The following is a 24,153-nucleotide window of genomic DNA, read 5'->3' on the forward strand; positions in this document are numbered from 1 at the left end:
CGGGGAGATTCCGTGACGAGGGGTGTGAGCGGCCCGCCGAGCGGAGATCCTGGTGCCCGCACGGACCAAAGCCGACGGCTCGTCACGGGGGAAGTGCGAACAGTGGAGCGCGCGCCAGAACGTGCCTCGACCGCCGCAGCGCGGCCGGAGGAAGCCGACATCGCCCTGGAACTCCTGGTCCATGGAGTGGGCGGCACCACGCCCGAGGACATGCTCGGCGATCCCCGCACGGAGCGGGTCACCGGCGACGACACCGCGGCCGTCTTCCGGCGCGCCGACGACATCGACGCCGAGTCCCGCCCCGACGACTACCGCGAGCGACCGGTCCCCGAGGCCTACGTCTGGTGCAACCTCACCTCCGGCAACGGCGCCCGCGCCCTGTGGCTGTTGCTGCTGCCGTTCATGGTGGTCAACCTGGCCCACTGGATGCGCCCCAGCGCCCGCGGCCGGGCCCGCACGGTCCGCCTCTACGGCCTGCTGGTGCGGCTCGCCGGACTCTCCCTGACGGTGCTGCTCGTCGCGGCGGCCTGCGAGGTGGCCCTCGATCTGGCGGCCTGGCAGTGCGCGGGCACACGCGCGTGCGCCGAGCGGCACTCCTGGCTGGGCTTCCTGTCGCCCGAGGCCTCGAACGCCGGCTGGTGGAGCCTGCCCGGCCGCCGCCTCGCCCTGGCCGCCCTGGTGCCCCTCGCCCTCACCGGCCTGCTCTGGTACCTCTCCCACCGCACCTGGAGCGCGTACGAGTCCCAGGAGCCCCTGAGCCGCGGCCGGGAGCCCGACGAGGAGACCGACCGCACCGCGCTGGGCCGCCCGGGCTTCTGGTACGGCCGCCGTCTGGTCGCCCGCCTGCGCGCCGCGCACACCGCGGCGGGCCTGCTCACGGTCGCCGCCGCGGCAGGTCTTCCCGCGGTCCGCTTCGACCGCGCCGCCGGCGGCCCCGCGGCCCTGGACGCCCTCGGCCGCCTCCTCGAAGCGTTGCTGCTGGTCGCGGCGGCCGTCGTGGTCTGGGTGGTCTGCCGCCGGGGCCGCAGCGAGCACCGCCTCGACCAGCACCTCGACGGCCATCTCGTACGGCGCCTGCCGCTCGCCTGCCTCGCCCTGCTGGCCCTCACCCTGGGCTACGCCGCCTGGCAGCGGCCGGGGTGGACATCGAGCGGCCGGCTCCCCGGCGACGCCACCTTCGGCGCCCTCGCCTTTGTCCAGGGTCTGCTCGTCATCGTCCTCGGCGTGATCGCCTACGCCCTGCACCGCACCCACCCCGACCCGCGGGCCGCGATGCGGGGCCTGGGCGGACCGGCCGTCGCGATGCTGGCCTGCGCCCTCGGCGGAGTGATGTCGGGCGGTGTCGCCCAGCGCGTGGCCGACTGGCTGGACGGCACGCGCGCGTCGATCCCCGGTCCGCCGGTCCTGCTGACCTGGCAGGCATCCGTGATCCCGCCGCTGCTCGTCCTGGTACTCCTGTTGTGCGGCTGGCTCGGGTGGCGCACCCTGCGGCTCGCCCGTACCGAACGGGCCACCGTGGAACACGACTACAGGGGCGAGCCCAGGGACAGCACCCGCAGCCGCCGTATCGCCCGCACGCGCGCGATGGCCACCCTCACCGACCGGGGCCCGCTCCTCGTGGCCGTCGTCTCCACCGCGACCCTGCTGCTGGGCGCGGGAGCCCTGGTGGGCGCGCTGACCACCGACAAGACCCCGGCCAAGGCCTCCGAACCCGCGCACGCCTTCGTCCAGGGCGCCGCCGAGACCGCACAGGCCCTCGGCTCCTGGCTGATCGGCCTCGGCTTCATACTGTTCGTCACCTGGGGCCGGCGCGCCTACAAGGACGCCTCCGCCCGCCGCACCATCGGCATCCTCTGGGACGTCGGCACCTTCTGGCCGCGCGCCGCCCACCCCTTCGCCCCGCCCTGCTACGCCGAGCGCGCGGTGCCCGACCTGACCTGGCGGATGGCGGCCTGGACGAAGGCCACGGGCGGACGGCTCGTCCTGTCCGGCCACTCCCAGGGCAGCGTCCTCGCCGCGGCCGCCGCCTGGCAGCTGAAACCGTCCGTCCGCAAACGCGTCGCCCTGCTGACCTACGGCTCCCCGCTGGAGCGCCTCTACGGCCGCTGGTTCCCCGCCCACTTCGGCCCGGCCGCGCTCAGCGCCCTGCACCACGACGTGGACTGCTGGCGCAATCTCCACCGGCCCACCGACCCGATCGGCGGCCCCGTCCTGCTGCCCGGCGCATGCGGTCCCGAGGTCGACCGCGAGGCCCTCAAGGACCCGCTCGCGTATGGCCGCACCGAACTGCATCCGCTGCCCGCGCCGATCCTCGGCCACTCCGACTACCAGGCGGACCCGGCCTTCGCCGAGGAACGCGAACTCCTGCTGGCCCGGCTGCGGCCCGGCCTGCCCGCCCCGCGCGCTCAGGACGACTCGGGCAGGTCCTCCGCGTAGAGCAGCGTCAGATCGTCCGTGCTGGGCTCCTCCAGCTGGGCGACCCGGCTCGCGTGCCGCTCCACCATCGCCTCGAAGGTCTGCCGCGCGGTGCGGCCATTGCCGAACGCGGGACCCTTGGGGAGCGCCGTGAAGTACTTCAGCAGCGCCTCGGCGGCGCCCGGCGCCAGCCGGTATTCGTGCTCCTCGGCCTGCTGCTCCACGATCCGCAGCAGTTCCTCGGGGCTGTAGTCGCAGAAGGTGATGGTCCGTGAGAAGCGGGAGGCCACACCGGGGTTGATGGAAAGGAACCGTTCCATCTCCGCCGTATAGCCCGCGACGATCACCACCACCGCGTCCCGGTGGTCCTCCATCAGCTTCACCAGCGTGTCGATGGCCTCCTTGCCGAAGTCCCGGCCGGAGTCCTCCGGCGAGAGGGCGTACGCCTCGTCGATGAACAGCACCCCGCCACGCGCCTTGTCGAAGGCCTCCTGGGTGCGGATCGCGGTGGAGCCGATGTGCTCGCCCACCAGATCGACCCGGGACACCTCGACGAGGTGGCCCTTCTCCAGCACGCCGAGGGAGGCGAGGATCTCGCCGTAGAGCCGGGCGACCGTCGTCTTGCCGGTGCCGGGGGAGCCGGTGAAGACCAGGTGCCGCTTGACGGAGGCGGCCTTCAGTCCCGCCTGCTGGCGGCGCCGGCCCACCTCGATCATGTCGGTGAGCGCCCGCACCTCGCGCTTGACGCTGTCCAGGCCCACCAGCGCGTCCAGTTCACCGAGGACGGCTTTGGAGGTCCGCGCCGGCTGCTCCGGCGCCACCGGGGTGATCAGCGGCTCCTGTTCGGTGGCTCGCTGGCCGGGGATCGCGCCGAGCAGGCCCGGTGACTGCCCCGTCGTCTGCACGGCCGTCTCGCGGGGCGCGGTGGGCTGCCGCAGGCCCGCGCTCTCGTCGCTCGTGCAGTCCTCCACCACGGGCCCGGTCCCGGAGCCGGCGTCCGGCCCGCCGTCCGCGAACTCGTAACCGCCGCGCGCACAGCGCTCGGTACGGCACTTCTTCAGCGTCGTACGGCAGCCGTCGAGCACATGGAAGCCGTAGCCGGCGCTGCCGGTGACCCGGCAGTTCAGGAAGCTGCCCCGGCCACCGGCCGAGACGTAGAAGCCGGCCTCCGCGGGGGAGTCGACCGTGCAGCGCTCGATGGTGGGGTCGGCGCCCTTGGTGACGATCACGCCGGTCTGCACGCCGTCCAGCGTGCAGCCCGCGAGGGTGCCGCCGCTGCCGTGGTCGCGGAACCAGGCGCCGGTGGCCGCGTCCCGGATCCGGCAGTCGTCGAGCTGTGCGGTGGCGCCGTCGCTGACCGACACGGCTGTGTTGCGCACCTGGGAGAGGTCGCTGTCGACGACGTCCGCGCGGGAGCCGCGGTCGAGGACGAACAGGGCGTCCGGCACGTCGTGCACCCGGCAGGAGTCCAGTACGGCGGTGGCGCCGTCGCTGACCCAGACGGCCGGGTAGTCGCCGGTGCTGTCGAAGATCTCGCACTGGTTGGCGTCCACGCGCGTGCCCGGGTCCCACACCGACAGGCCGTTGCGACCGAACTGCCGCACCGTCGTGCGGGTCAGGGTGAGCACGGAGCGGGAGCGCAGATCGACCGCGTTCTCCGGGATGTCGTGGATCCGGCAGTCGGCGAGGGTCAGCACGGCGTCCGTGTCGAGCGTGACGCCGTCCGCCGTGGTGCGGTGCACATCGCAGTCGGTGAGGTGCGCGGTGGCCCGGCCGGTGATCTGCACACCGCTGCCCCGCACCTCGTACACCTCGCAACCGACCGCTTCCAGCGCGGAGTTCTCACCGGTCGCGGTCAGGCCCGCGCCCGAGGTGTGGTGCACCCGGCAGCGCTCCAGACGGGGATGGGCCCCGCCGCACACCGCGACTCCGGACTGGCCGGCCGAGACGACCTCGCACTCCTCGAAGACGCCGCCCCCGCCGTCGAGTACGGCGATGCCGATACCCGCGGGGTTGTCGACGGTGCAGCGCCGCACCGTCGGCCGGGCGCCGCCGCGCACCTCGATACCGGCCGCGGAACGGGTGACGACACGGATGTCCACCAGCTCCGGCGCGCCCTCCTCGACCAGCAGGGCGGGCGCGGCCGAGTCCTGGCCCTCCACATGCAGGTCCTGGATCACCGCCGAGGCCCGCACGGTCAGCGGCACACCGTCCAGGGGAGCGATCCGCACCGAGCCGGGGGAGCCCTCGGGGCCGCGCAGGGTCACCGGGCGCTGGACGACGAGGTTCTCCCGATAGGTACCGGGCGCGACGGTGAGGACGTCACCGTCGGCCGCGGCCTGGAGAGCTGCGGCGAGCGATGCGTACTCACCTGTGCGGCGCCGCCACCGCGACGTGCCGGTGTGCGTCACCTGGACCGTGCCCTGTGCCATGGCGTTGTCGTGCCCCCACCTCGGTCGTGCTGATGGCTCGTTCGCCTTCGGGGCGCGTCGGCCACGCGGGTCGTCGCCGAAGACTCGGCCGGTCCACCGTAGCGTGCGCGCAGGTCTCGGGTTGACCAGAGGCGGAAGGCGGTCAGCTGCCGGCTCCGGTCCTGCCCCAGTCCGGTCCCGCCCGGTCCCAGGCCTGGTCCCAACGGGCGTACCGGCGACGGACCATGCGCCAGACGATCAGCCGTCTGCCGCACTCGACCAGTCCTATGAGCAGCAGAGCCGCGCCGACCCCGGCCAGTACGGCATGGGTGGTGGCCGTCGCGGAGTCCAGCGGGCGGGCCGCCATGCGGCCCTGACGGTCCGTCCAGATCGGGAAGCGGTCGCCCGGCTGCGGGTCGTCGATCCGTGTCGTGACCGTGCCGTGCCGCTCGGTGCCGTCCGGAGCGGTCCAGTCGGCCAGCACGCGGGTGCGGACCTCCCGGCCGGAGGCGGCGGCCTCGGGATCGGTCTTCAGCGGGGAGTCGCCCAGGGTGTCGGCGACGGTGGCCTTCACCTGGTGCCGGGAGGCACGCTGTTCGCGGACCGACTCCTGCAGCGCGTCCTGAGCGACGGTGCCGACGAGGGCGCCGGTCAGGGGGGCCAGGGCGAGGATGAGCAGCAGGGCGGTCAGCGCCACCCACGCCTCGGCCAGATCGGTCGCCCGGCGCAGCGGGTTGTGCCGCCAGCGCCAGAGCCCGCTGATCGCTCGCACTCTCCCGCACCCCCCTCCCGCTCCGTGATAACCCCCCGGGGAGCCGCTCACGCGCGATCTCGGCCGAAGAGAGAGCGAAATCACCTGCGCCCGAGCCTCTCAGGAACTACTCGCGAAACGCTCAACGCGCAGGCCGGTGCCGGGGGTTCCCGCCGGAGGAGTCAGGCGAGGACCCTGACCGGGTCCCCGACCCGGATCGTGCCGCCGGTCACCGGCACCAGGTTCTGCCCGAAGACGAGCTTGCCGCCGATGCGGCGGTGCCGTCCGAGGGTGTACAGCGGCTCCTTGCCCCGCCCGGCGGTGAGCTGGTCGGTGGCGGTGACGACGCACCGCCCGCACATCTTGGCGACGCGGAAGGTGACATCGCCGATGGCGACGCGGGACCAGTCGTCCTCGGCCCAGGCGACGGCGCCGGACACGACGACGTTCGGCCGGAAGCGGTTCATGGGCAGCGGACCCTCGCCCGCGTGACCGCCCTCGGCGATCAGGGAGTTGAGGGCGTCCAGGGAGGCGGTCGAAGTGAGCAGCAGCGGGTAGCCGTCGGCGAAGCTGACGGTCTCACCGGGCCGTGCGTAGTCCGGGTCGACGGGTCGGCGCGTCGCCGGGTCGTCCATGTGCACGAGCCGGACCGCGGCGCCGAGATAGGCGCTGCACCAGGCGTGCACGGCGGCGTCCTCGGCGGGGACGGCCTCGACCTTGTCGCGGAAGATCTCCACCGGGACGGTCACGGCCGGCTTCGGCACCGGCACGGTCAAGGGGTCCGTCCCGGGCGCGGACAGCCGAAGGCCGCCGCCGGGCAGTAGCTCGGCGGCGGCCAACGCGAGGCGCGGTTGCTGGCGTTGCGTGACGACCTTTCCCCCGTCGTCGATCAGCATCCAGCGACGGTCACCGGCCAGCCCCCAGGGCTCCACGACGGCCTCCCGGGGCGCGGTGCCCCGGAACGCCTTGACCGGATGAACGTGTATCGACTGCAGTTGCGCATTCCCCATGGGGTCATCGTGCCAGGTGGCACGACCGGCCGGGGAACGGCTCAGTAGCCGCGGTACTGCTGGTTGTTGTACGGGTCCTGGTACACCGGCGCCGCGGGCCGGGGCGCCGCGGGACGCATCGCCTCGTAACCCTGGGGAGCCGCCGGGCGCGGCTGCTGGGGCTGCGGACCGGGATAACCGCGGGGCGCGGCCGCCTGCTGCGGGATGTACGCCGCCGGGGCCTGCTGCAGCGGCGCGGGCTGCGCCGCGTGCGGGTAGCCGTAGGAGGGCTGGGAGGGAGCCGCCGGCAGGGCGGGGAGGGCCGACGGGAGCGCGGGCAGATGGCTGCCGCCCGTGTCGTAGGCGGCGGGGACCCGGATCGGGGCGATCTGCGGGGTGCCCCGCTCGGCCACGAGCGAGTCGTAGATCGGGGTGTCCGGGAAGGAGGCGGAGTAGTAGCCGCCGCCATAAGTGGAGCGGGGGGAGGTCATGGCACATAAGTTAAGCCCACGATGTGCTGGTTGGGGAGACCGATAAGAGGGTTGTTTTCCGTGTCGGCGGTGACGTGGGATACCCAATGCGAGCGAACTTGGCAAAAAGGGGCGCCGTTCGGGGCTCGGATCCTGTAAAGGCCGAGTTCCGAGAGGGTTACCGGCGGTTGGCCAGCGATCTTCGTGGGCTCCGGTGCCACTTCCCCGCGCGTGGGGAATAGGTTGACCCTGTAGGGAACCGAAGGAAACCGGCCGGGGCATGACCTGGCGCGCTGACACGTGATGAGGGCGGACATGTCAATGCCGAAAGGATCGAACGTTCCGGTGCCGACGACGGCGCTTCGCGTCGAATTGGGCTGGCGTTCCGGGCCGGGGATCCCGGACGCGGACGCCTCGGCGCTGCTGCTGGTCGGCGGGAAGGTCCGCTCCGACGCGGACTTCGTCTTCTACAACCAGCCCGTGCACGCCGCGGGCGCGGTCCGGCACGAGGGCAAGCGGAACGCCGGCGGCCGGGTGACCGACAGCCTGCTCGTCGACCTCGCGCGCGTGGAGCCCGCGATCGACACCGTCATCCTCGCCGCCTCCTCGGACGGCGGCTCCTTCGGCCAGGTCCCCGATCTCGCCATCGAGGTCAAGGACGCCGCCCAGGGCACTTCGGTCGCCCGCTTCGACAGCACCGGCGCCACCGTCGAAACGGCCTTCGTGCTGGGCGAGTTCTACCGCCGCCAGGGCGCGTGGAAGTTCCGCGCCGTCGGCCAGGGCTACAGCAGCGGCCTTGAGGGCCTGGCCACCGACTACGGGATCACGGTGGACGAGCCCCAGCAGGCGGCCCCCGCCGCGCCGCCCATCACCCCTGCCGCACCGCACATCACCCCCGCGGCGACGATGCCGCCCCCGCTCGCGATGCCGCCGGCCGCCCCGCCCCCGCCGCAGGCACCCCCGGTCAGCCTCAGCAAGGTGACGCTCACCAAGGCGGCCCCCGCGGTCTCGCTGACCAAGCAGGGCGGCACCTCGGGCGCGCTGCGCGTGAACCTCAACTGGGAGGTGCGCAAGCAGTTCTCGGGCTGGGCGAGCAAGCTGGGCCGCCCCGTGGCCATGCACAACGACCTCGACCTCGACCTGTGCGCCCTGTACGAGCTCACCGACGGCAGCAAGGGTGTCGTCCAGGCCCTCGGCAACGCCTACGGCTCCCTGCACCAGCCGCCGTACATCCACCTCGACGGCGACGACCGCACCGGAGCGGTGAGCACGGGGGAGAACCTCACCGTCAACCTGGACCAGCAGCGCGCCTTCCGGCGCATCCTGGTCTTCGTGACCATCTACGAAGGGGCGCGCTCCTTCGCCGACCTGCATGCCACGGTCACCCTCACGCCCCAGTTCGGCGCCCCGATCGACTTCTCGCTCGACGAGTGCACGGTCCCCTCGACGGTGTGCGCGCTGGCCCTGATCACCAACACGGGAAGTGATCTCATGGTCCAGCGCGAGGCCCGCTACCTGGTGCCCGAGCGTGGGGTGAGCCCGCAGCGGACGGTCGACTACGCGTACGGCTGGGGCATGAACTGGACGCCCGGCCGCAAGTAGTCAGCCCTCGTCGGGCACGGCGTCCGGACGTGCGTAGGTGCGGCCCTTCCAGGCCGCACCGCGCCCCCGGTAGTGCTGCACCGCGGAATCGACCGTCATCAGCAGATACAGGAACGCGGTGAACGGCAGCAGGGGCGCGAGCCACAGCGGCTGGCGGTAGTAGCGGAGCATCGGCAGGTACGTCCCGGCCATCACCAGCCATGCGAGGCCGCCGACGATCGCCGTCGCCGTATCCCCCGCCACCAGGGCCACCGGAGGCACCAGGTAGACGAGCGCGAGCCCGGCGACCGTACCGACGAGCAGCAGCGGGTTGTGGCGCAACTGCGCGTAGGCGCTGCGGGACACCATCCGCCACAGGTCGTGCAGGCGGGGATACGGACGCACGCTGTCCACCCGGTCGGCGAGACCGAGCCAGATGCGCCCGCCGCCGCCCTTCACCGCCCGGGCGAGCGCCACGTCGTCGATGACCGCGTGCCGGATGGCATCCGGGATCCGGGCCCGCTCGGCGGTGTCCGTGCGCAGCAGGACGCAGCCGCCCGCCGCGGCCGCCGTGCGCGACCCCTTCTTTCCGATGCGGCGGAAGGGATACAACTGCGCGAAGAAATAGACGAAAGCCGGCACGACCAGCCGCTCCCAGACGCTCTCCACCCGCAGCCGGGCCATCTGCGAGACCGCGTCGAAACCGCCGGTGTGGGCCGCGGCGACGAGCTGTCGGAGACTGTCGGGCGCGTGCGCGATGTCGGCGTCCGTCAGCAGCAGATACTCGGGCTCACGCGCGCGTGCCAGGCCGATGCCGTGGCGCACCGCCCACAGCTTGCCGGTCCAGCCGGCGGGCGGTTCGCCCGGGGAGGTGACGGTCAGCGGCAGTCCGCCGTGCCGCTCGGCGAGCTCGCGCGCCAGTTGCCCGGTGCCGTCGGAGCTCCCGTCGTCGACGAGGAAGATCTCCGCCCGCCCCGGATAGTCCTGGGCCAGCAGCGAGGGCAGGCTGCCGGGCAGCACCGCCGCTTCGTCGCGCGCCGGTACGACGACACAGACGGACGGCCACGCGCGCGGTTCGAGCCGGGCCGGCAGCCGGACGTCCGTGCGCCAGAAGAAGCCCTGACAGAGCAGCAGCCACAGCCAGGCGGCGAGTGATCCGACGGCGATCCACACGAAGGCGCTCACCCGCGCAGTCTGCCCCACGGGACCGGCCCACAAGGGGCCATCGACTATCGTGGCCGGGTGAAGATCGCGCTGATGGACTCCGGAATCGGCTTGCTGGCGGCCACGGCCGCGGTACGACGGCTGCGGCCCGACGCAGATCTCGTCCTCTCCCTGGACCCGGACGGGATGCCGTGGGGACTGAGGACCCTTGAGGACCTCATCCAGCGCGCCGTCGCCGTGGCCGAGGCTGCCGCGGCGCACCGCCCCGACGCCTTGATCATCGGCTGCAACACCGCGACCGTGCACGCCCTGCCCACCCTGCGCGCCCGACTGGAGCCGAGCATTCCGGTGATCGGCACGGTCCCCGCGATCAAGCCCGCCGCGGCCGGCGGCGGACACGTCGCGATCTGGGCGACACCCGCCACCACCGGCAGCGCCTACCAGCGGGGCCTCATCGAGGACTTCGCCGACGGCGTGACGGTCACCGAGGTGCCCTGCTTCGGGCTCGCCGAGGCCGTGGAGCACGCGGACGAGGACGCCATCGCCGCCGCCGTGGCCGCGGCCGCCGCCCTGACTCCGGACGAGGTGACGACGGTCGTCCTGGGCTGCACCCACTACGAGCTGGTCGCCGAGCGCATCCGCGCCGCCGTGCAGCAGCCCGGCCGCCCGCCGCTCGTCCTGCACGGCTCCGCCGTAGCGGTCGCCACCCAGGCGCTGCGCCGGATCGGTGAGCAGCCCGCGCCCGAGGCGGACGTGAGCGGCACCGTCACGGTGCTGCTGAGCGGACGCCAGGGCTCCCTGCCCGAGCCGGCCCTCGCCTACGAGGAAGGGCAGCTGCTCCAGGCGGTCACCCCTGTGAGGTGACCAGGGGACGCCCACCCGGACCAGTCACCCTGCGCAACGAGGTACCCGCGCAGCGAAACCTGAGTAACCTCATTGGCATGAGGGAGCACCCCCAGGGCGAACACGCGCCGCACCCCGACGTCTGGACCGGACGCGCCACCAACCGCGTCCAATGGCTGCTGGCGCTGGTCGGTGCCGCCTGCATGGCGCTGGGCATCGAGCTGGCCGTCGACTCGGCCTGGACCTCCGGCGTCGCCCCGCTCGCGATGGCCGTCGTCGGCTGCATCGCGGCGGGCCTGCTGGTGCTCTTCGGCACCCTGGCGTTCGTGCATGTCGCCCTGAAGGTCGACAAGGAGTCCCTCGAAGTGCGCTGCGGCCACATGGGTGTGCCGCGTCGCCGTATCCCGCTGTCGCACGTCGCGGGCGCCGACTTCGCCCCGCTGGTGACCCCGCGCCACTGGGGCGGCTGGGGCTACCGCTGGCGGCCCGAGAAGGGCACCGCGGTCGTCGTACGGCGTGGGGAGGGCGTGGTGCTGCGGCTGTGGGACGGGCACACGTTCACGATCACCGTGGACGACGCCGAGGCCGCGGTACGGGTCATCAGGGACCGGCTGCGCGCGGGCACCCCCGGCACGGCGCACTGACCTCATACCGCGCGGTGGGGGCGCGCCTCCGGTACGGCTGCGGCTGACGCGTCGGGCATCGGGCGGGCCGTGGCCAGCCCGGCCACGAGTCCCGCGCCCACGGACACCGTGGTGAAGCTGAGCGCGTTGCCCACCGCGGCGATCGCCGCGAGACCCGTCAGCGCCGCACCCGCGGTGAGCACGACCGGTGTGGGTCGTGGCGCGCGCCAGAGCGCGAACAGCACCCAGCAGAAAGCCGCCGCCAGCAGCACCACTCCGACGACTCCCTGCTCGGCCGCCTGCTGCAAGGGGGCCGAGTGCGGTTTGCCGTCGGACAGCAGGGTGCTGGTCGCCGTCGTGCTGAGCTCCCCGAACCGTCCCGGGCCCACGCCCAGGGCGGCGTCCTCCCGCGCCAGGTCCAAGGCGTCGTGCCACAGGTCCACACGGTGCCCGGTCAGCTGGCCCTCCAGCGAGGCGGCGAGCCCGTCCGGCACCGCCCGTCCGGCAACCGCCCAGGTCAGGCCAATCACCAGGGCCGTGGTCAGGGCCAGCCCGGCGATGCCGACACCCCGGTGGTGCATACGGCCGGCGGCCAGCGAGCACAGCAGCACCGCGGAACAGGCGACGAGGCCGGTGGTGGAGCCGAGAGCGGCCGCGGTCACCGCGACCGCGGCGGCCAGCAGGCGCAGGGTGAGCCGCAGGGCGGGTGCGGTGGCGGCCCAGGCCGCGCAGCAGGCGGCGCCCGCGGAGAGGGTGAGCAGGGCGGCGGTGGCACCGGCGTGGCCGAGCGGCGGGATGATCTCGGGGTCCGGGCCGAGACGGGGGAGGGTGACCGTCAGGGCCACTCCGGCCAGCGCCGCGGCGCACGGGGCGGCGACCGGCAGCAGCGCTCCGCCGATCCGGCCCGCCGCGTAACCGGCGGCGACCGCCAGGATCGCGAGCAGCACGCCCTCGGGCCGGCCGTCCTGGACCGCGGCCGTGACCAGGGACCAGGTGGCGCAGGCGCCGAGCACGACGACGCCCGCCGCGTCAGAAACGTTTCGTCTTTCGCCGATGTCTCTGGTGCCCTCAGAACCGGCCGCAGACGTCATCCCCGTGGCACCCACCCCGACCCCCGCTACCCGGTCGGCCCCCGAACCATGGCGAAACGTTCCGACACGGCCCTGACCGGCTCGTACGACACTTGCTCCGGCACACCGTAACGGCTGATGGACGATTTGTGGACGTCTTGGGCAGGAGCGATGCGCTACACGGTGCCGCCGCCCATGGACCGCGCTGTCGGCGTCAAGGTCAACCGCCGTACACTCCCACCGTGACCGTCACCGCAACCTCCGTGGATGAGTCGGACCAGGTGAATCCGCTCGCGCCCGCCCCGCGCCGGGCGTGGCTCGCGCGCCTGCTTCCGGCTCTCGCCGCGGCGCTCTTCGGAGTGCTGCTCTACATCAGCTTCCCGCCGCGCACCCTGTGGTGGCTGGCCCTCCCGGCCTTCGCCGGTTTCGGCTGGGTGCTGCGCGGCCGCAGCTGGAAGGCGGGCCTCGGTCTCGGTTACCTCTTCGGCCTGGGCTTCCTGCTGCCCCTGCTGGTGTGGACGGGCGTGGAGGTCGGCCCCGGCCCCTGGATCGCGCTGGTCGTCATCGAGGCGGTCTTCGTCGCGCTGGTCGGCGCCGGCGTAGCCGCGGTCTCCCGGTTGCCGGGCTGGCCCGTGTGGGCCGCGGCGCTGTGGATCGCCGGAGAGGCGGCACGCGCGCGTGCGCCGTTCAACGGATTCCCCTGGGGCAAGATCGCCTTCGGTCAGGCCGACGGCGTCTTCCTGCCGTTCGCCGCGGTCGGCGGCACCCCGGTGCTCGGCTTCGCGGTCGTGCTGTGCGGCTTCGGCCTGTTCGAGATCGTCCGGCTCGCCGTGGGCCGGCGGCGCACCCGGGCCGTGCAGCGGTCCGCCGCGGCCGTGGCCCTGCTGAGCGTCGCCGTCCCCGTCGTCGGCGCCCTGGCCGCCCGGCCGCTGGTGAGCGACAAGGCCGAGAACGGCACGGTGACCGTGGCGGTCATACAGGGCAACGTGCCGCGCGCGGGGCTTGACTTCAACTCCCAGCGCCGCGCCGTGCTCGACTACCACGCGCGGGAGACCGAGCGGCTGGCCGCCGAGATCAAGGCGGGCAAGGCCGCCAAGCCCGACTTCGTGCTGTGGCCGGAGAACTCCTCCGATATCGACCCCTTCGCCAACCCCGACGCGCGCACGGTCATCGACACCGCGGCCAAGGCCATCGGTGCGCCGATCTCGGTCGGCGGAGTCGTGGAACGCGACGGCAAGCTGCTCAACGAGCAGATCCTGTGGGACCCGGTCAAGGGCCCGCTCCAGACCTACGACAAGCGGCAGATCCAGCCGTTCGGCGAGTACCTGCCGCTGCGGTCGATGATCGGGGCGATCAACTCCGACTGGACGTCAATGGTCCGCCAGGACTTCAGCCGGGGCAGCAAGCCGGGTGTGTTCACCATCGACGGCACCAAGGTGGGACTGGCCGCGTGCTACGAGGCCGCGTTCGACTGGGCGGTGCGTGACACCGTCACCGACGGCGCGCAGATGATCACCGTGCCGAGCAACAACGCCACCTTCGACCGCAGCGAGATGACCTACCAGCAGCTCGCCATGTCCCGGGTGCGGGCCGTCGAGCACAGCCGGACCGTCACGGTCCCGGTGACCAGCGGTGTCAGCGCGATCATCATGCCGGACGGGACCATCACCCAGAAGACCGGCATGTTCGTCGCCGACTCCCTGGTGCAGAAGGTTCCCCTGCGCTCCTCCGAGACGCCCGCCACGCGGCTCGGCATCCTGCCGGAGATCGCCCTCGTGCTGATCGCCGCAGGCGGGCTGGGCTGGGCGATCGGCGCCGGTGTGCGCAAGAGGCAGGCCGCACCGGCCCGTTAGGGTCGGGGCCATGCCTACACCTGACTTCATTCGTACGATCCGGGCTTCCGCGGGGCACCAGCTCCTGTGGCTGCCCGGCGTCAGCGCCGTCGTCTTCGACGACGAAGGGCGGGTCCTGCTGGGCCAGCGCGCGGACAACCACAAGTGGACGGTGATCTCAGGCATCCCCGACCCCGGTGAGCAGCCCGCGACCGCGGCCGTCCGGGAGGTGTACGAGGAGACGGGAGTGCGCTGCGTCGTCGAGCGGGTCGTGCTCATCCGGTCCGGGAAGGAAGTCGCCTACCCCAACGGCGACAGATGCCAGTTCATGGACATCACCTTTCGCTGCCGAGCCGTCGGCGGCGGGGCGCGCGTGAACGACGACGAATCGCTGGACGTCGGCTGGTTCGAGGTGGATGCGCTGCCGAAGATGGGCGAGCGCCAACTGTTCCGCATCAAACAGGCCCTGTCCGATGAACCCACATGGTTCGAACCCACGAGCTCCGCCTGAAGTATGGGTTGTGACCACATGGGGCGGGGCGAAAGCGCTGCCTAGGGTCGGGGGCATGACCGCGTCCAACGCCCTCCCGGCCACCCCCGCCCCCTCGCTCGACCTCGGCGGCCGCACCGCCCTTGTCACCGGCGCCGCCGGAGGTATCGGCCGCGCCTGCGCGCTGCGGCTCGCGGCCGCCGGGGCCAAGGTCAGAGCGGTCGACCGGGACGCCGAGGGCCTGGAGGCGCTCGCCGAGCTGTGCCGGGGCCTCGCGGGCACCGTCGAGCCGCACCCCCTCGACCTCATCGACCTCGACGCCGCCGAACTAGCCGCGGCCGGCACCGACGTCCTCGTCAACAACGCCGGACTGCAACTGGTACGGCCCCTGGAGGAGTTCCCGCCCGACGTCTTCCACACGGTGCTCACCGTGATGCTGGAAGCGCCGTTCCGGCTCATCCGCGGCGCCCTGCCCCATATGTACGGCCAGGGATGGGGACGCATCGTCAACGTGTCCTCCGTGCACGGGCTGCGTGCCTCCGCCTACAAGGCGGCCTACGTGTCCGCCAAGCACGGTCTTGAGGGCCTCTCCAAGACCGCCGCCCTGGAGGGCGCCCCCCATGGCGTCACCTCGAACTGTGTGTGCCCCTCCTATGTGCGCACCCCCCTCGTCGAGAAGCAGGTCGCCGACCAGGCCCGGGCGCACGGCATCCCCGAGGAACGCGTCCTGAGCGACGTCATGCTCCAGGACAGCGCGCTCAAGCGGCTCATCGAACCGGACGAGGTCGCCGAGGCGGTGGCGTATCTGTGCAGTCCGCAGGCCTCCTTCGTGACCGGTACGTCGCTCGTCCTCGACGGCGGCTGGACGGCGCACTAGGGGGTGTTTTGAAAGTCCCGCACAGCACCCACGGCGCCCGGCACGCACCCTCGCCGCACCGGCCAAAGACCCAAGTACGTCCAGTACGAGGGCCTTCGTCCGGCACGCCGAGGGCACGCACCGAACACCGCGGGCACCGCACAGGACTTTCAAAACACCCCCTAGGCGATCGCGCGCCCCGGGTTGTCCACAGGGGCTGACCCGGTGGCGGTGTGATGAGGAATCCTGTGAGCATGTCCCGCGATCACGTGCAGTCCGCAGAGCGCTCCGCCGGCCTTCCGCCGGACGGCGGCACCGAGGCGCCCTTCCTCGAACTGCTGGCCCGAGGCGCCTCGGCCGAGGCCTACGAGCAGCCGGTGCTGCTCGCGCGCGCCGAGGGACAGCCCGCCGAGCGGATCGCCGCGCTCGAAGCGGCGAAGCGGCTCGCGCTGCGCGTCCGCTCGGAGCTGGAGGGCCGGCGCCGCCGCGAGGCCGAACTGTCCGCGCTCTTCGAGACCGCCCACGACTTGGCGGGCCTGCGGGACCTGGACGCCGTACTCCAGGCGATCGTGCAGCGCGCCCGGTCGCTGCTCGGCACGGATGTCGCCTACCTCAGCCTGAACGACCCCAAGCGCGGCGACACCTATATGCGGGTGACCGAGGGCTCGGTCGCCGCCCGCTTCCAGCAGCTGCGCCTCGGTATGGGGGAGGGGCTCGGCGGCCTCGTCGCCCAGACGGCGCGCCCGTACGTCACCGACGACTACTTCCAGGACGACCGGTTCCGGCACACCCTCAGCATCGACGCCGGTGTCCGCGACGAGGGCCTGGTGGCGATCTGCGGGGTGCCGCTGATGCTGGGGCACCACGTCATCGGCGTGCTCTTCGCGGCGGACCGGCGGGCCCGGGTCTTCGAGCGAGAGCAGATCGCTCTGCTGGGCTCCTTCGCCGCCCTGGCCGCCGCCGCCATCGACACCGCCAACCTCCTCACCGAGACCCGCTCGGCCCTCGCCGACCTGGAGCGGGCCAACGAGATCATCCGGGACCGCAGCGGAGTCATCGAGCGGGCCTCCGACGTCCACGACCGGCTCGCCGAGCTCGTGCTGCGCGGCGGCGGGGTGCACGACGTGGCCGCGGCGGTCTCCGAGGTCCTCGACGGCACCGTCGAGTTCACCGAGAGCGCCCCCGCCCGTGCCCTGGAGACCTCCCGCGCCGAAGGACATGCCGTACGGCACCAGGAAGACTGGATCGCGGCCGTCGCCGCGGGCGGCGAACTGCTCGGCGCGCTGGTGCTGCGCGGCCATCCCGGGCTCGACCCCGTCGACCAGCGCACGCTGGAGCGCGCCGCCATGGTCACCTCGCTGCTGCTGCTCGCCCGGCGCTCGGCCGCCGAGGCCGAACAGCGGGTTCGCGGCGAGCTGCTGGACGACCTTCTGGACGGACGTGACCGCGACCCGCGCCTGCTGCGCGAGCGCGCCGCCCGCCTCGACGCCGACCTGGACGCCACCCACGTGGTCCTCGCCGCCCGCCTCGACGGCCCCAAGGCGGGCGCCGACGCGGAGGCCGCCGCCCGCCGGCGGCTGTGGTCCGCCGCCTCGCATCTCGCCGCGACCCGGCACGGCCTGGCCGCGGCCCGGGACGGCGGCACCGTCCTGCTGCTGCCCCTGGAAGCGGGCGACACCGCCACCGACACAGCCCGCCGCACCGCCCACCATCTGGGCACCGCCGTCCACGAGCCGGTCACCGTCGGCGCCTCCGCCCCGGTGGAGGACCTCGCCACCTACCCCGACGCCGTGGCCCCCGCCTACGAGGAGGGCCGCCGCTGCCTTGACGCCCTACGGCTCCTGGGGCGCCGAGGGGACGGCGCCGCGGCCGAGGACTTCGGCTTCGTCGGCCTGCTCCTGGCCGGCGACCGGGACATCACCGGCTTCGTCGACCGCACCATCGGCCAGGTCGTGGCCTACGACGAACGGCGCGGCACCGACCTGGTGCGCACCCTCGACGCCTACTTCGCCAGCGGGATGAGCCCCGCTCGCACCAAGGACGACCTCCATGTCCATGTGAACACGGTCGCCCAGCGCCTGGAGCGCGTCGGCCGCCTGCTCGGCGACGACTGGCAGAGCCCGGCCCGCGCCCTGGAGATCCAGCTGGCGCTGCGGCTGCACCGGCTGGCGGGCTGAGCGCTTCGCGCACATGGCTCAGCCCCCAACCGTGGTGATGGTTGGGGGCTGAGCCGCTCGACGTCAGCGGACCGAGGCCGGGTCCGTGGCGTCCTGCGGGGAGTCGGTGGCGCCGATCTGCGACAGGTCGCGGTGCCGTGTCTCGCGGGCCGCGGCGAGGGCGACGAGCGTGATGGCCACCGCGGCCAGCAGGTACAGCGAGATCAGCGTCGAGCCGTCGGACTCCACCAGCAGCGCCGTCGCGATGAGCGGTGCCGGAGCGCCGGCCGCGACGGAGGCGAACTGCGCGCCGATCGACGCGCCCGAGTAGCGCATGCGGGTCGCGAACATCTCGGAGAAGAACGCCGCCTGCGGCGCGTACATCGCCCCGTGGAAGATCAGGCCCACCGTCACCGCGACGATCAGCAGGCCGAAGCTCTCGGTGTCGACGAGGGCGAAGAAGGGGAACGCCCACGCGCCCATCCCGAGCGCGCCCAGCAGATAGACCGGACGCCGGCCCCACCGGTCGGACAGCGCGCCCCAGCCCGGGATCACCGCGAAGTGGATCGCGGAGGCGATCAGGACGGCGTTCAGGGCGGTCTGCTTCTCCAGACCGGTGTGTTCGACGGCGTACACCAGGATGAAGGCCGTGATCACGTAGTACGAGATGTTCTCGGCCATCCGCGCGCCCATCGCGATGAGCACGTCCTTCCAGTGGTGCCGCAACACGGCGACCAGCGGCATCTTCTCGACGACCTGCTCGGCCTTGCGTGCCTCGGCCTGCGCCAGCGCCGCCTTGAAGACCGGCGACTCGTCGACCGACAGCCGGATCCACATCCCGACGATCACCAGCACACCGGAGAGCAGGAACGGCACCCGCCAGCCCCAGGACTCGAATGTGGCGTCGCTCTGCAGCGCCGTCAGGGCGGCCAGCACGCCGGTGGCGAGGAGCTGACCGGCGGGCGCCCCGGTCTGCGGCCACGACGCCCAGAAGCCGCGCCGCCGCGCGTCCCCGTGCTCGGAGACCAGCAGCACGGCACCGCCCCACTCACCGCCGAGCGCGAAGCCCTGGACGAGGCGCAGCACGGTCAGCAGCACGGGAGCGGCGGTGCCGATGGTGTCGTGGGTGGGCAGCAGCCCGATGGCGAAAGTGGCGCCGCCCATCAGCAGCAGGCTGAGAACGAGCAGCTTCTTGCGCCCCAGCCGGTCGCCGTAGTGCCCGAACACAAGGGCACCGATGGGCCGGGCGGCGAAGCCGACGGCGTAGGTGAGAAAGGAGAGCAGGGTGCCGACGAGGGGGTCGGAATCGGGGAAGAAGAGCGTGTTGAAGACCAGTGCGGCGGCGGCACCGTAGAGGAAGAAGTCGTACCACTCGATGGTGGTGCCGATGAGGCTGGCGGCGACGATGCGCTTCAGACTGGCGGGAGTTGGGGGAGCGGATGCTGCGGAGGCCATGTGCGCCACTTCCTCGTGTGCGGTGGGGACGGGTACGTGTCGGCACACCGTAGAAACACGCAGGTCAGGCGCACATGTGGCGGGACAACATAGTTCGGGGCCAGCTTATGCGTCCGGCCGCCATGCCTGCTCGCCCCGCGGCGTACCAGCGGCGGTCGGCCATCGCATCGTGAGGGTGAAGTTCGGGCGGTCATCCGGACGTCGCCCGCGCGGCGCGTGTCCGGGCGTGGCGGGGGTGGGGTGCTCTGAGACGTCAGGACGGCTCACGCGTGAAGGAGACACACGGCATGCTCGGACAATCGAAGGCGTTCAGCGGCTTCTCCGTCGACGACCTCGGCAAGGCCCGCCAGTTCTATGGCGAGACCCTCGGTCTCCAGGTCGAGAACGCCGGGCAGGGGGACATGGAGATGCTGATCATCAAGCTCGGCAGCGGCGCCCAGGTCTTCGTCTATCCCAAGGAAACGCACACCCCCGCGTCGTTCACGATCCTCAACTTCCCGGTGGACGACATCGAGTCCGCAGTCGATGACCTGGAGCGGCGCGGCGTGACCCTGGAGCGCTACTCCGAATTCGACCACGACGCGAAGGGCATCGTCCGGGTCGGCGGAGGCGGCCCCGCGGCGATCGCGTGGTTCACCGACCCCGCGGGGAACGTTCTCTCCGTGCTCCAGGAGAACTGACGGGCCGTTGAGTGTCAGCGTCGGCGCCCCCAGGTCATGAGCATGCCCGGGCCGAGTTCGGCGAGCCCGGGCGAGGCCAAGTAGGCCAGGGCCGCGTCGACGGTGGCGGCGTCCACCTGGCCGGTCGCCTCCAGCGCGGGGCGCATCCGCTGCCAGGTCTGGGACCAGAAGCGGGCGAGTGGGCCGTCGGCGACCAGGGGCGGACAGTACAGTTCCGCGGCGACGTCCGCCAGGCCTTCCTCCCGTAGGAAATGCGGGTAGGCCGGTACGCGGGAGATGTCGGTGCCGATCGTCGTGCGCAGCGCCTCCCACATGGCGTCCATGGTCCGCCGGTAGGCGGAGGAGGCGTCGAGGCCGTCGGGCAGGTCCACGGCGTCGCCGAGGAGGAGCCTGCCACCTGGGTTGAGCCAACCCGCCAGCCTTGAGACGAGGCGGCGGCGTTCGGGGAGGTGCATCAGCACGAACCGGGCGTGGATCTGATCGAAGGTGCCCAGGTCCAGGGTTTCGTCGGTGAGGTCCGCGGTGACCACCCGCAGGCCGGGTTCCGCCAGTCCCTCCAGTGCGCCCGTGTCCCGGTCCACGGCGACCACCTCCGCGGCGCCCGCCTCCCGCAGCAGCCAGCGCGCCACGGTGCCGGTGCCGGCCCCCACCTCAAGGCAGCGGAGGCCGGGCCCGGCTCCCAGGGCCCGGAGCCGGTGGGTGGTGACGGGGTCGTAGACCACCGCGGCATCGTCGATCCGCTCCGTCTCGCGCGGGTGCTCGGGGGCGAACAGGGCCTCGCCGTACCGGCCGTGTGCGGCATCCGCGCCACCGTGGGCCGAGGGGTCGGTCGAGTGCATGATCCGACGCTAGAGCCGCCGCCGGGGCGCGGCCATCGGGGCCTGGAGGGTCACGGCATGGCGGGGCCGTCTGCCGGGCCCGGCAGGGCCGCCTCAGCGACTTGGGCGGCTCCGATTGAGTGGACTCGCCTGAACGGGTGCTGCGGCCGGGCCTCAGCCCGGTAACCGATGGGTGATGTTCCCGTCAGATCCCCCCTGAACCAGAAGAGGTGGCCCCGCCGTGCGGCGATCACCCTCCCGCCGCCTGTTCGCCACGGCCCTGCTCGTGGCCTCCATGCTCACCCCCTTCGCGGTGACGCCCGCTGCAGCCGTTCCCGCCGCGAACGCCCCCCGGTACGACAACGACGACTCCCCTCAGCACGGTCTGGGACCCGACCTCACCGCCCGGCTGGACAAGGCCATCGAGGACGTCCGCAAGAAGGCCGACATCCCCGGCCTGGTCGTCGGGCTGCTCAGAACGCTGCCGACGGGCTTCCCCGGCACCAGCTACGGCCTGGGCATCCTCAACAGCGGCGGCTGGATCGGGCACAACGGCTCCATCCCGGGCTACGAGACGGTGACCGTCTACCTGCCCTCGAAGAAGGCGACCTTGGTGCTGATGATGAACACGGACATCACCCACCAGGGCCAGGAGCCGTCCTCGCTGGTCGCCCGGGCGATCACCGAGATCGTGACCCCGAAGAACGTGTACGACCGCCCGTTCCCGACGCGCTAGCCACCCGGGGGGCGGGCTGACCGCTCCTCGAAGTCGCGTGTGGTCCTTGACGACTGGATCGCCCAGCACCCGCTCTTCTTCGGCTATTCCGCCTCCATGGCCTACCTCCCGTCCGAGCGCCTGTCCATCGCGGTCTCCACCACTGAGGGCCCCAGCGCGCAGGACGGCCACACGGCCCATACGATCGCCCAGCGCATCGCCGCCGCGCTTGCCCCGACCACCCCAAGCACCATGGTTCGGGCTGTGGCTATGTGTGCGGCCGCCATGCCCGGATGGGGAGAGGTGACTTGGCGACCGCGGGAGCGGACTCCGGGGCGCCTCCCGGCCGCAGGCCGACGACCAGGCCGGCGATCACCAGGGCGATGCCCTGCCAGACCCACGGCCCCGGCATGCCGGTACCCGCCGCGGCGGAGGCGACAGCCGCCCACGGGGATCCGGCCACCTCCCGCACGGCCGAAGGCCCTTCCAGCGTCACCCCGAGAACGGTCAGCGTCAGCCCGCGCTGCGGGTGGGCCGGCTCCTCGTACCGCCGGACCGACGGGACGCCGTGGTGACCGCCCAACGGTGTGACGACCTCGGCAACGGCATCCTCAGCCAGCTGATCCTTGCCCGGCTGATGGACCGCCGTCGACCCCTACCGCGAGACCGCCCACCGCATCGCCATCGAGGTCCCTGCGGCGGAGGGAAATGTCGCCTGCGCGGTCAAGCACTACCTGGACTACCGCAGACTCCTGCAGCAGGAACTGAGGGTCTCGCCGTCCCAGCGGATGACCGAGCTGATCCGCGAGCTGACGACGGCCTAGCGGAGGGTGTGACCTGAGTCACCCCAGGGTCTCCTTGGCGTCAACACCCCTCCCGTGTCACGATTTCCGCACGCCTTCCCTGCCCGAAAACAGCCCGCACGGCTGTCTGGTCCGAGCAGCTGAAGTCCCCTTCCGTTGAAGGACAGGCGCAACTCGCCGTCAGCGTTCTCTGTCTGACCGGCCGTCACCACCCACGCTTCCTCCCGTAGCCCGGCCATCGCGGCCGTGACCGGTGCTGTCCGGCAGCAACCGGGAGTCAGCGCTGCCCGCCTGACATATCGGCGGGCCGGTCTGCCTTCAGCGCGACGCTCCACTGCCCTTGCTGTCGAGACTCTGAGGAAGTGGATCCCAGATATGCCGAGGCTATGCAAGCCGGCGATGAACGCGCCCGAACACGTCATCACCCTGGAAGAGACTCTGGAATTCGCGGCAAGAGCACACGCCGGCAAGCCACAACTCGCCCTGGCGCTCCGGCTGATCCGGAACACCGGGGTCAGGAAGCGGCACATCGTCCAGCCCATCGAGCAGACGCTCCACCATCCCGGCTTCGAGGCGCGCAACCGCATCTACGAGGCCGAGTCGAAGAAGCGCACCCCTCAGGTCATCGAACAGGCCCTGGCCAACGCCGAACTGAGGACCCGTGACATCGACGCGATCATCTACGTGTCCTGCACCGGGTTCCTGATGCCGTCGCTGACGGCATGGCTGATCAACACCCTCGGCTTCCGCTCCGACACCCGGCAGATACCCATCGCCCAACTGGGCTGCGCGGCAGGCGGAGCGGCCATCAACCGCGCCCACGACTTCTGCGTCGCCCACCCCGGCAGCAACGTCCTGATCGTCTCCTGCGAACTGTGCTCGCTCTGCTACCAGCCCGACGAGGACGACATCGGCTCGCTGCTCTCCGACGGTCTGTTCGGCGACGCGGTCGCCGCCGCCGTCGTACGAGGTGAAGGCGGGGTCGGCATCGACCTGGAGCGCAACGCCTCCTATCTCATCCCGGACACCGAGGACTGGATCTCGTACGCGGTCAAGGACACCGGATTCCACTTCCGGCTCGACCGGCGGGTGCCCGGCACCATGGAGCCACTCGCTCCGGTCCTGCGCGAACTGGCCAAGGACCACAGCTGGGACGCCGGAAAGCTCGACTTCTACATCATTCACGCCGGCGGTCCGCGCATCCTCGACGACCTCGCGAAGTTCCTCGACGTCGACCGTGAGGTGTTCCGGCACAGCTGGTCGACCCTCAACGAGTACGGCAACATCGCCAGCGCCGTCGTACTCGAAGCCGCCCGAAGGCTGTTCGAGGAGGAGCCCCCCGCGCCCGGTGCCACCGGTCTGATCGCGGGGTTCGGTCCCGGGATCACCGCCGAGATGGCGCTCGGCACCTGGGCGGCCGACGGCGTCCCGCAGACCTTCGCCTGAACGCAGCGCGCGAACACAGGAAGCGGATCACATGACCGACCTCATCATCCCGGCCGGTGCCGGGCGAAAGCTGGTCACCCCGGCCCAGTCTGTGACCTTCAAGGCCACCCACGAGATGGGCTCCTCCGTATCGGTCTTCGAGGTGATCGTGCCGCCCGGATTCGATGTGGGGGCCCATGTCCACGAACGCTCCCAGGAGTTCTTCTACGTCCTTCAGGGCGAGCTGGACCTGTTGTGCTTCGAGCCGGCCGAGCGCACGGCGGACACCTGGCACCACTGGGAGTCGCCCAAGGGAGACCGGGTCGTGCGAGCCGGCGAGGGCAGCTGCATGTTCGTCCCGCCCGGGATCCCGCACGCGTTCCGCAACGCCACGGACAAGCCGGTGAAGATGCTCTTCCAGAGCTACCCCTCGCCCGAACACGAGGCCTACTTCGAGGAGATCGCCGAGATCTGGTCGCGCGGTACCGCGGTGGACCCCGCGGCCGTGGAGGCGATGCGGCGGCGGTACGACGTCGGACAGATCACGCCGCTGCGCTTCCAGCCGCCGTCGGCGGCCGGCATACCCAGCCAGAGCGAGAGGTGACC

Annotated in this window: 21 protein-coding genes and 1 pseudogene; 13 read left to right on the forward strand and 9 right to left on the reverse strand. The window is 72.2% G+C overall.

Annotated features, from left to right (window positions below):
• The first annotated feature begins 102 nt into the window (after positions 1-102).
• Complete coding sequence (locus tag RMT89_RS21080) at positions 103-2,436, forward strand: hypothetical protein (RefSeq protein ID WP_315885300.1); 2,334 nt, start codon at positions 103-105, stop codon at positions 2,434-2,436.
• On the opposite strand, the gene RMT89_RS21085 is transcribed toward RMT89_RS21080, so the two are convergent.
• The 4 genes from RMT89_RS21085 to RMT89_RS21100 all read right to left on the reverse strand — a co-directional run bounded on the left by RMT89_RS21085 (position 2,406) and on the right by RMT89_RS21100 (position 7,057).
• The gene (locus RMT89_RS21085; RefSeq protein WP_315885301.1) at positions 2,406-4,847 is read right to left on the reverse strand and encodes a right-handed parallel beta-helix repeat-containing protein; all 2,442 of its coding nucleotides are present in this window, start codon (positions 4,845-4,847) and stop codon (positions 2,406-2,408) included. The two genes, RMT89_RS21080 and RMT89_RS21085, sit on opposite strands and share 31 nt — an antisense overlap.
• Before the next feature lie 142 nt (positions 4,848-4,989).
• Positions 4,990-5,598 (reverse strand): hypothetical protein, encoded by a 609-nt coding sequence (locus RMT89_RS21090; protein ID WP_315885302.1) that lies wholly within the window; start codon positions 5,596-5,598, stop codon positions 4,990-4,992.
• Positions 5,599-5,759: 161 nt separating this feature from the next.
• Positions 5,760-6,587 carry an MOSC N-terminal beta barrel domain-containing protein gene (locus RMT89_RS21095; RefSeq protein WP_315885303.1) on the reverse strand — a complete coding sequence of 276 codons (828 nt, stop codon included), beginning with the start codon at positions 6,585-6,587 and terminating at the stop codon, positions 5,760-5,762.
• 41 nt (positions 6,588-6,628) lie between these two features.
• Positions 6,629-7,057: a DUF6643 family protein gene (locus tag RMT89_RS21100; RefSeq protein ID WP_315885304.1), complete on the reverse strand. Its 429-nt coding sequence runs from the start codon at positions 7,055-7,057 to the stop codon at positions 6,629-6,631.
• Positions 7,058-7,357: 300 nt separating this feature from the next.
• Here RMT89_RS21100 and RMT89_RS21105 point away from each other — a divergent pair, with 300 nt between their 5' ends.
• Entirely contained in the window at positions 7,358-8,638 is a 1,281-nt protein-coding gene (locus tag RMT89_RS21105; protein ID WP_315885329.1) for a TerD family protein, read from the forward strand.
• Here the strand turns inward: RMT89_RS21105 and RMT89_RS21110 are convergent, their stop codons facing one another.
• Positions 8,639-9,820: a glycosyltransferase gene (locus RMT89_RS21110; RefSeq protein WP_315885305.1), complete on the reverse strand. Its 1,182-nt coding sequence runs from the start codon at positions 9,818-9,820 to the stop codon at positions 8,639-8,641.
• A gap of 39 nt (positions 9,821-9,859) precedes the next feature.
• Between RMT89_RS21110 and RMT89_RS21115 the strand changes: the two genes are divergently transcribed.
• Both RMT89_RS21115 and RMT89_RS21120 read left to right on the forward strand, forming a co-directional pair.
• Entirely contained in the window at positions 9,860-10,645 is a 786-nt protein-coding gene (locus tag RMT89_RS21115; RefSeq protein WP_315885306.1) for an aspartate/glutamate racemase family protein, read from the forward strand.
• A gap of 77 nt (positions 10,646-10,722) precedes the next feature.
• The gene (locus RMT89_RS21120) at positions 10,723-11,268 is read left to right on the forward strand and encodes a hypothetical protein (RefSeq protein WP_315885307.1); all 546 of its coding nucleotides are present in this window, start codon (positions 10,723-10,725) and stop codon (positions 11,266-11,268) included.
• A 2-nt stretch (positions 11,269-11,270) separates the two neighbouring features.
• Here the strand turns inward: RMT89_RS21120 and RMT89_RS21125 are convergent, their stop codons facing one another.
• Positions 11,271-12,338, reverse strand: a complete 1,068-nt coding sequence (locus RMT89_RS21125) for an O-antigen ligase family protein (protein ID WP_315885308.1) — start codon at positions 12,336-12,338, stop codon at positions 11,271-11,273.
• Positions 12,339-12,559: 221 nt separating this feature from the next.
• On the opposite strand from RMT89_RS21125, the gene lnt reads away from it, so the two are divergent.
• From lnt to RMT89_RS21145, 4 genes are all read left to right on the forward strand, one after another.
• Positions 12,560-14,170, forward strand: a complete 1,611-nt coding sequence (gene lnt / locus RMT89_RS21130; protein ID WP_315885309.1) for an apolipoprotein N-acyltransferase — start codon at positions 12,560-12,562, stop codon at positions 14,168-14,170.
• A 10-nt stretch (positions 14,171-14,180) separates the two neighbouring features.
• A complete protein-coding gene (locus tag RMT89_RS21135; RefSeq protein WP_315885310.1) occupies positions 14,181-14,660 on the forward strand; it encodes an NUDIX domain-containing protein in 480 nt (159 codons plus the stop codon).
• A gap of 55 nt (positions 14,661-14,715) precedes the next feature.
• On the forward strand, positions 14,716-15,516 hold the full coding sequence (locus RMT89_RS21140; RefSeq protein WP_315885311.1) for a 3-hydroxybutyrate dehydrogenase: 801 nt from the start codon (positions 14,716-14,718) through the stop codon (positions 15,514-15,516).
• Between the two features lie 233 nt (positions 15,517-15,749).
• Positions 15,750-17,672, forward strand: a complete 1,923-nt coding sequence (locus tag RMT89_RS21145; protein WP_315885312.1) for a GAF domain-containing protein — start codon at positions 15,750-15,752, stop codon at positions 17,670-17,672.
• Between the two features lie 63 nt (positions 17,673-17,735).
• Here RMT89_RS21145 and RMT89_RS21150 read toward each other — a convergent pair whose 3' ends face one another.
• Positions 17,736-19,106 (reverse strand): MFS transporter, encoded by a 1,371-nt coding sequence (locus RMT89_RS21150; protein WP_315885313.1) that lies wholly within the window; start codon positions 19,104-19,106, stop codon positions 17,736-17,738.
• Between the two features lie 287 nt (positions 19,107-19,393).
• On the opposite strand from RMT89_RS21150, the gene RMT89_RS21155 reads away from it, so the two are divergent.
• Positions 19,394-19,786: a VOC family protein gene (locus RMT89_RS21155; RefSeq protein ID WP_315885314.1), complete on the forward strand. Its 393-nt coding sequence runs from the start codon at positions 19,394-19,396 to the stop codon at positions 19,784-19,786.
• Positions 19,787-19,800: 14 nt separating this feature from the next.
• Here RMT89_RS21155 and RMT89_RS21160 read toward each other — a convergent pair whose 3' ends face one another.
• Positions 19,801-20,625, reverse strand: a complete 825-nt coding sequence (locus RMT89_RS21160) for a methyltransferase (RefSeq protein ID WP_315885315.1) — start codon at positions 20,623-20,625, stop codon at positions 19,801-19,803.
• Between the two features lie 451 nt (positions 20,626-21,076).
• Here RMT89_RS21160 and RMT89_RS21165 point away from each other — a divergent pair.
• Positions 21,077-21,340 (forward strand): annotated as a pseudogene (locus RMT89_RS21165) (serine hydrolase); the annotation flags it as partial.
• Between the two features lie 247 nt (positions 21,341-21,587).
• Here the strand turns inward: RMT89_RS21165 and RMT89_RS46010 are convergent.
• Complete coding sequence (locus RMT89_RS46010) at positions 21,588-21,902, reverse strand: hypothetical protein (protein WP_399498450.1); 315 nt, start codon at positions 21,900-21,902, stop codon at positions 21,588-21,590.
• Positions 21,903-22,002: 100 nt separating this feature from the next.
• Between RMT89_RS46010 and RMT89_RS46015 the strand changes: the two genes are divergently transcribed.
• The 3 genes from RMT89_RS46015 to RMT89_RS21180 all read left to right on the forward strand — a co-directional run bounded on the left by RMT89_RS46015 (position 22,003) and on the right by RMT89_RS21180 (position 24,151).
• On the forward strand, positions 22,003-22,143 hold the full coding sequence (locus RMT89_RS46015) for a BTAD domain-containing putative transcriptional regulator (RefSeq protein ID WP_399498451.1): 141 nt from the start codon (positions 22,003-22,005) through the stop codon (positions 22,141-22,143).
• 354 nt (positions 22,144-22,497) lie between these two features.
• The gene (locus RMT89_RS21175; RefSeq protein WP_315885316.1) at positions 22,498-23,568 is read left to right on the forward strand and encodes a type III polyketide synthase; all 1,071 of its coding nucleotides are present in this window, start codon (positions 22,498-22,500) and stop codon (positions 23,566-23,568) included.
• Positions 23,569-23,599: 31 nt separating this feature from the next.
• Positions 23,600-24,151 (forward strand): cupin domain-containing protein, encoded by a 552-nt coding sequence (locus RMT89_RS21180; protein ID WP_315885317.1) that lies wholly within the window; start codon positions 23,600-23,602, stop codon positions 24,149-24,151.
• The last annotated feature ends 2 nt before the right edge of the window (positions 24,152-24,153 follow it).

Source organism: Streptomyces sp. P17 (assembly GCF_032436805.1).
In the GTDB taxonomy this organism is placed as follows: domain Bacteria; phylum Actinomycetota; class Actinomycetes; order Streptomycetales; family Streptomycetaceae; genus Streptomyces.